Annotated in this window: 5 protein-coding genes; 4 read left to right on the top strand and 1 reads right to left on the bottom strand. The window is 68.0% G+C overall.

Annotated features, from left to right (window positions below):
- Positions 1 to 104 precede the first annotated feature (104 nt).
- The gene (locus tag BJF79_RS02145) at positions 105 to 1,676 is read right to left on the bottom strand and encodes a recombinase family protein (RefSeq protein WP_075894750.1); all 1,572 of its coding nucleotides are present in this window, start codon (positions 1,674 to 1,676) and stop codon (positions 105 to 107) included.
- Between the two features lie 984 nt (positions 1,677 to 2,660).
- Between BJF79_RS02145 and BJF79_RS58115 the strand changes: the two genes are divergently transcribed.
- The 4 genes from BJF79_RS58115 to BJF79_RS02165 all read left to right on the top strand — a co-directional run.
- Positions 2,661 to 3,371, top strand: coding sequence for a helix-turn-helix domain-containing protein (locus BJF79_RS58115; protein ID WP_262401411.1), 711 nt, complete (start codon positions 2,661 to 2,663; stop codon positions 3,369 to 3,371).
- A gap of 636 nt (positions 3,372 to 4,007) precedes the next feature.
- Positions 4,008 to 4,628, top strand: a complete 621-nt coding sequence (locus BJF79_RS02155) for a toll/interleukin-1 receptor domain-containing protein (protein ID WP_075894751.1) — start codon at positions 4,008 to 4,010, stop codon at positions 4,626 to 4,628.
- A gap of 190 nt (positions 4,629 to 4,818) precedes the next feature.
- Positions 4,819 to 6,819 carry a hypothetical protein gene (locus BJF79_RS02160; protein ID WP_075894752.1) on the top strand — a complete coding sequence of 667 codons (2,001 nt, stop codon included), beginning with the start codon at positions 4,819 to 4,821 and terminating at the stop codon, positions 6,817 to 6,819.
- On the top strand, positions 6,788 to 7,312 hold a 525-nt coding region (locus tag BJF79_RS02165; protein WP_143219644.1), incomplete at its 3' end, for a hypothetical protein. The genes BJF79_RS02160 and BJF79_RS02165, both read left to right, overlap by 32 nt.

The raw sequence follows: 7,312 nt of genomic DNA on the forward strand, positions 1-7,312 counted from the left end.
GCGACGAAGAGTGGCGCAAGTGCACCATGAAGCTATGGGGCTTGCGAGAAGCGGGATAGTAAAAAGCCCCCCCTCTCTTTTCGGCAGGGGGCCTCTTTTTGCTTCTACTCCACCCACTCGATTCCGATCAGCTCAGGATTGAACGGCTGACGTCCCCGCCCCTGAGGCTGGACGATCACCGCTCGGATGTCCTGGCGAAGCCTGTGCTTCTTCTCCGAGATGGTGTACCCCTCCCACTCCTTCAGGAGAGTCGGGTATTCAGTCTTCCGCTGAACCTTGGAAGCGGTGAGCTTCCGGCGCTTCTCCTTGAGGTCAACCTGCTCGCCCTCGAGTTCTTCGATGAGGTCGAGTGCCTTGGTCATGGTGATGCGCTTTTCCTTGCGACGCCGGTTGACTTCCTCGATCTCTTCGTCGATCTCGGCGAGCCGTTCGTCGTGAACCGTCTCGTCGACATCTTCTTCTTTGACGACGGCTCCGAGGGAGCGGCGGACCTCCTCCAGGAAGACGGCTTCCACAAGGTCTTCGATGGGTGGCCCGACGCGAGTCACGCCACCACATCCCCCGAGATTGCTCAGGCAGGCGTAACGGTAGCCGTACCGTTCATATGAGGAAGACTGCTTGCTGTACCAGTTAGCAGTCAGCGGGAACAGACACTTTCCGCATCGGGCGATTCCGGATAGCAGGTACTTGTCCGAAGTCTCGTGCGGCTTGTCCAGACCCTTGCTGCGCTTCTCTTTGCGTTCCTTGATAGCCTCGACGCAGGCCGCCCACTCCTCTGGGGTTACGACCGGCTTCCAAGGGCCCATCACGGGTTTGCCGTCTTTGTAGACAACGTGATCCGGCAGCCATGGTCGATTGTTGCCGCGGCGCTCGGACTGGGGAAGGTGAATCATGTAGCCACAGTTGCGGGGATTCGTAAGGATGCCCTCCACTGCAGAGTGGTCCATTGGCATGTCGCGCTTGCCATGCTTCTCCAGACCCTTTTTGGTCTGCTTCTTCATGTACCCCTTGGCGAACCATTCTTTTCGAATGGTTCCGATCTTCTTGCCCCCAGGGATGGCTTTGATCGCGTTCGCGAGGTCTTCGGACTCGACAGGGTGAAGGCTGAGCCGGTCTTCACTCCAGCCGAACGGTCGGGGAGCCCCCATCATGACGCCCCTGACCGCAAGCTTCTTGCGCTTGCGGACGACACGGCGCTTGGTGTTGTAGACCTCCATGCCGCCCACGGTGGCCTGCATCATGAACATCGTCCGGCCCTCTTGCGTGGAGAGGTCCACTCCACCGGAGGTGGACAGCCCGATGAGGTCGGGGTTCATCTGGTAGATGCGGTTGATGCGGGCCGCGTCGTACTCAAGACGCGCTAGGCGGTCTGAGTGGTAGAAGAACAGGCCCTGGATGACGGTGGCCGACTCCAGGTCCGGAAGCAGCCGCTCGAAGTCCTTGCGGACGATGAACGGGTCTGTAGCTGGCGCATTGTTGTCGTTGTAGACCGCGACGACCTTGCAGCCGTGGTCGGCCGCCAGCTCGTGAATCTCTTCGAGTTGCGAGTGGACCTCTTCGCCGGCCTCTCGCCAGTCGGCGGCACCGGACTTTTGGCTCTTGTCCTCCGAAACACGGAGGTACGCACCAACAGGGATTAGCTCGTCCGCGCTGGTCAACGCGTCCTGGAGGGTCACGCCGACCCATGATACCCAGGTAAAGGGTCATCTGGTGGTCTTCCGTTAAGAAGAATACGACGCGCCACTTATCCTCGTGCGACTTGTGGTTGATCGTCTCGAAGGCGTTGTCCGCGTCCAGCGAGGCACCGGCGGTCAGCCGTACTTGGGGAGCTGGTCACCGACGGTAAGTGCGCAGGTTCCTCTTCGCCACAGGAAACGCCTCCGGCGAGGCGTTGGAGGGCCGCCGGTAGATGTTCCTCGGCGGCTGATGTCACTCAGCGTGCCGTACGGCGATCGACAAGAGGAACTGATCTATCGCGCCGCGACGATAAGGAAAACCTGTCAGTTGCCCATTAAAGTCGCGTGACCAGGAGAAACGTGGAACCCGTGACTGTCGGCCCGGGCCGGGAGTTGACGGAGATCACACTGCGAACCGGATCCGGGGCTCACTCTCCGTAAATGTCGCGCCGAGCGCACTAACCTACATCCGACCAGATTCCCGGCGGTACTCGGGGTGGCGAAGAGGGGGCGAGGGCGGTGACGACGCCCCCGCGCGTCCGCGTCCGGCGGATGTCCACGGATCCGATTTCATGATCGATCAATGGATTTGGCGTGGTTTGTCGTGAAACGGGAAACGGGAAACCCGTGTTTCCGTCCGTAGCGCGGGAAACCATCCGCAAGTCTTTACCGAATCTTGGTACTGTGGCGCTCGCACGGAGGTGTCCGGGGTTCATGTCACATTCCCAGCAGCTTCATGATCACCGCACGGGACTTGATCAAGCATTGCCGGCCGCCCTCGTCGAGGATGCCGCACGATGCACCGGTGGAACCGGCCGCCGCCCGTCTGCGCCCCGTGAGCATTGCGTTCCCTGGTTTCGTCGAATAGTTCCGTTGTGTTTGACGTGCTCCCTGCTGTCCGATCTCAAGCCAGTAGTAAGCCCGCGAGCCTGACCAGGCGTTTCACCCGCCTCTTCAAGTCGACAACGGGAAACGGAGGCCGAAATGCCGGAGTCGATGCCAGCATTCGGTGCAGAGCTGCGGCGGAAGCGGCTGGAGGCCGGTCTGTCCCTGGCGCGACTGGGCGCCTTGCTGCACTACAGCAAGGGACACCTGAGCAAGATCGAGCATGGGCGCAAGTCGCCCTCGCCCGAGCTGGCGCGCATGAGCGACGCCGTGCTCGACGCGGGCGGAACGCTCATCGCACTGGCCTCGCGTCCGCGGGACGTCCGGCTCGACGAGCAGGCGCCGGACGACGAGGTGTGGCTGATGAACCTTTCGCTGAACGGGCAGAGCCGGTTCCATCCGATGAACCGGCGTGAGGCCCTCGCGGTGACGTCGACATCGGTGCTGGGCTTCGGGCTCGGCGCCCGGGGCATGACGGAGACCGCCGGGGAGCCGACCGCGCTGGCCGCGTTCCGGACGCTGTTCGCCCGGCTCCGCGACCTCGGCCAGACCGCGAGCCCTGGCGCGGTCCTGCCGCTGGTCGTCACGCAGACGCACGTCCTGCGCGCTCGCGCGCGCGCGCCGCCGTCCGGACCCGGGACGACCTGCTGGTGTTGGGCGCGCGCTTCGCCGAGTACGCGGGCTGGATGGCGCAGGAGTCCGGCGACGACCGGGCGGCCCTGTGGTGGACGGCGAAGGCGGCCGAGATGGCGGCGGCGGGCGGCGACCACGACCTCGCCGTCTACGCCCTGGTGCGGCGCGCGCTGGTGACCCTCTATCGGGACGACGCCGCGCAGACCGTCGACCTGGCGCACCGCGCCTGGTCCGAACGGGACGTGCCGCCGCGCATCCGCGGGCTCGCCGCGCAGCGCGAGGCCCAGGGCCACGCGCTGGCCGGTGACGGGGACGCCTGCATGCGCGCCCTCGACCGCGCGCGCCGCCTCCTCGCCGCCGATTCCGGCGGGACGGCGTCCGGTCTCGGGTCCGTCAACCTGCCCGACCCGGTCTCCACGGTCACCGGCTGGTGCCTCTTCGAGCTGGGCCGGGCGCGCGACGCCGCCGAGGTCCTGGACGCGGAGGTCGCGCGCATCCGGCCGGAGGCCCTGCGGTCCCGCGCCCGGTACGGGGTCCGGCAGGCGCTGGCGCACGCGGCGGCGGGCGAGATCGACCACGCCTGCGAGCTGACGGGACGGCTCCTGCCGTTCACCGACGTGGTCGGTTCGGCGACGATCACGACCGACCTGCGGCGGCTGGCCCGCGTACTAGCCCGCCGCCACGACCACCCGCCGGTGCGCGAGCTGCTTCCGGCGCTCACCGCGTCCCTGCGCCCGGCCGAAATCTGAGCCCCGGAACCCGCACCCCGCGCCCCTACTTGATCACGTGGACGAGCCACGGATCGGAGACGTCATGCCTGAAATCTTCATCAACTACCGGACCGGCGACGGGGAGAGCGTCGCCGCCTGGCTCGACCGGGAACTGTCCGCCCGGTTCGGCTGGAAGACGATCTTCCGGGCGAGCAAGTCGATCCCGCTCGGCCGCGACTACCGGGACGAGCTGCTGGCCGGCGTCCGGCGCAGCGACGTGCTGCTCGTGCTGATCGGCGTCCACTGGCTGGAGGCCCGCGCGAACGGCCGCCGGAAGCTGGACCTGCCGGACGACTGGGTGCGCAAGGAGATCATCGAGGCGTTCGACAGCGGAGTGCGGGTGATCCCCGTTCTGCTGGGATCCGCGCACCTGCCGATGGGCGACCGGCTGCCCCCTGAGCTGGAGGCGTTGTCCGTCTGCCAGCACACGCGCCTCGACCCCCGGAATCTGGACGCCGACATCGCGCGTCTCGTGCGGGAGCTCGTCCGGCTCGTCCCGGGGCTGGAGGAGCCGGAACCGGACCCGGTGAAGCCCGGGCCCGGGATCACCAACATCGTCAACGACAACGCACGCGCCGGAGTGGTGGGGCAGGTGAACGGCAACGTCGACTTCGGCTCCTTCCTCGACCCGGACGACCGGTCCGGCGAGGGGCGCGAGCATTGAGCCCCGACGCGCGGCGCCCCCGGCCGCGCCGGACGTCGGGAGGCGCCGGACAGGTGAACAACCAGGCTCGCGGCAGAGCGCGGGTCGGGGTCATGGGCGTCGTCCACGGCGACGCAACATCTACGAGCCCCCGAAGGCCGACGATCCCGAGCGCACGCTCGAGGTCGCTCGTAACTGCCTCGCGGGGCAAATGTCGCGCCGGGCCGCGGAACTGCTGAAGGGGCTGGCCGAGTCGGGGAACCTGGCCAAGCGGGAATGGTGCCACCTCACCGGCGAGACCGCCTACTACTGGGCCTTGGCGGTGCTGAGCGACCGTCCGTTCGAGTTGCTGGACGACGCGTGCGTACAAGACCTCGCCGCCGCCAGCGCGCTCGCCCGCGGCGGACCGATGGACGAGTGGCACCGAGGCCTCGACGTCGCCGTCCGGCTCGTCGATTGGCTGCTGGAACAGGCACGATCGGGCGGTCATGACAAGAGTGCGCTCGAAGCCGTCTTCGTCGACTTCGACGGGCTGCCGGATCCGCGCCGGACGGAGATCGAGCGCCACTTGGACCAGGTGCTGAGCGTCGTCGCGGATGACCGTACGGAGGCCCGATCCGTCGACAAGATGCGCGCCAAACGCCACGTCGGCGGCCGGGAGCAGAACGTGTGGAAGTTCTTCGAGCCGGTCCCCGCGGAGCCGCGGCCGCTGACGGTCCGCTCCACCGAAACGAAGCTGTTTCCGCTGGTGATGACGGTTTGCGGAACGATCCTCGTGGAAGCCGGGCTGGCGGTGGCGCTCGCGATGGTGACGCTCCAGCACGCCTGGTCGGTGTTGGCCGTGGGGGTACTGCTGACCTTCGCGGTGGGGCTCGGCTGCCGCTTCGCCCCCGCACAGTTTCCGGGCCGCTACTCGCCGTTCCCGGCGCGGACGCCGGTCGATCGACGCACGGGGTTCGGCCGTTACGTCGCCTGGCGCGTCGAGGTCGAGTTCAACAAGCGCGCCCCCGGCGGGGTTTTCGGATGGTGGAAGCTCGCGACACGGCAGCGGCGGGTGACGCTCACCAATGAGATCGGCAACCTGTACACCGATCCGGCGGTGGAGCCCGGGGCGATCGACTGGCTGATCGCCTGGCACGCCGACACCGCCGCGCGTGAATGGTGGGAGCGTCCCGGCACCCGGCTGCGCCTCCCCGCGTGGGCGCCGCTCATCGCCGAGTGCGGCGCGGTCGCCATCGCGGGATGGATCATGCTGCTCGAGATGCTCGCCTTCGAGCCGCGGGCCGCACTCGTCATGCTGGGCTGGATCGGCGGCGGTGTGCTGCTCGTCGTCGCCGGACGGGCGGACGTCCGCTACGTGCACATGCTGCACGGCCGCCGCGCCGAGGAGACCGTCCCGAAGCGGTTCGCCGAGGAATACCGGGCGTACGACAGCCGCTGCAGAGATCTCGAGGGACGTCCCGAAGACACCGACATGGCCGGTTGGCTTCACTACGACAAGATCTACCTCAGATCGCTGGCGATGAACGAGTACGACCTCGGAAACCGGGACGTGCTCGCCCACGCGATCCTCACCGAGGCCGCGCCCGATGCCCGCCGCGCACGCGTCCGCGGCGGTCCGCAGCGCTTCTCGGCCTACATCGTGTGGGTGTTCCTGCTCACCGCGACCGGGGTACGTCAGTTGGCCGTCCATCTCGACTTCCCCACGGGCATCGTCAAGGACCAGGACCGTCTCGCGTACCGCTACGACGCGTTCGAGGCGGTGGAGATCAGAGAGGTCGGCCTGCGCTTCGACGACGGGCGCCGCAAGCCCGTTCTTCCCTGGCGCGGCCAGCGCGACGACGACTCGGGCTCCTCGGCGCTGATCCTCAGCCAGGAATTCCGGCTCACTCTCGTCGGCGGGAACGAGATCACCGTCATGGTGGAGAACCTGGACGCGTTGCCCGCCCGTGGCGCCTCCGGCGACGCGAACGCCGCCGGTGGCACGCCACCGCCCGGCGGGGACGATCTCGACGGTGCGCTGCGCCTGCTGGAGGCGGTGGCGGCCGACGGGCGGGAGTGGATCGCCCAGGCCAGGAGCCGGCAGAGGCGGCGGCTGCGCGACCTGCCCGGCGCGCCGACCCGCGGCCGCCCGGGGGAGGTCCGTCGTGAGATGCCGGTGGTGCAGCAACGACAACATCGTGGCCCCCGAGAGGTGCACGCACTGCGGTGAGGCGATGCCGCAGCCGATGGCCGTCCCGGCGCGGGAGAGCCCGCCGGAGGTGCGCGAGCCCTCGGCCGTCGTCGAATCGTGGAAGAGCGTGGGGGTGGCTCTCGTCATGTTCGCCGCGCTCGTCACCGGCGGGCGGTTCACGGTCTCCCACTGGCCGGAGCAGTACGTACTGCGGTACGTGCCGCCGTCGGCCGCGGGCGCCGTGACGGCGGAGCCCGGCGAGGTGCGCGGCGCGCCTTCCGCCGGGCCGACACCGGACGTGACGCTGACCGCCCTCCTCGACGACATCCAGAACACGCGGACGAAACTGCCGGACACTCTGGGGGACTGCTCGACCGTGGCGTCCGACCTTCCCGTCCTGCGGGAGGTGACCGAGGAGCGCAGGCGGCAGGCCGACGCCGCCGCGACCGTCGACGTCGGCGATGTGTCGAACGGCGCGGAGATGCAGGGCGCGCTCGTCGACATGACGCGGCTGGCGCTGGCGGCCGACGAG

The organism is Actinomadura sp. CNU-125 (assembly GCF_001942465.1).
Lineage (GTDB): Bacteria > Actinomycetota > Actinomycetes > Streptosporangiales > Streptosporangiaceae > Spirillospora.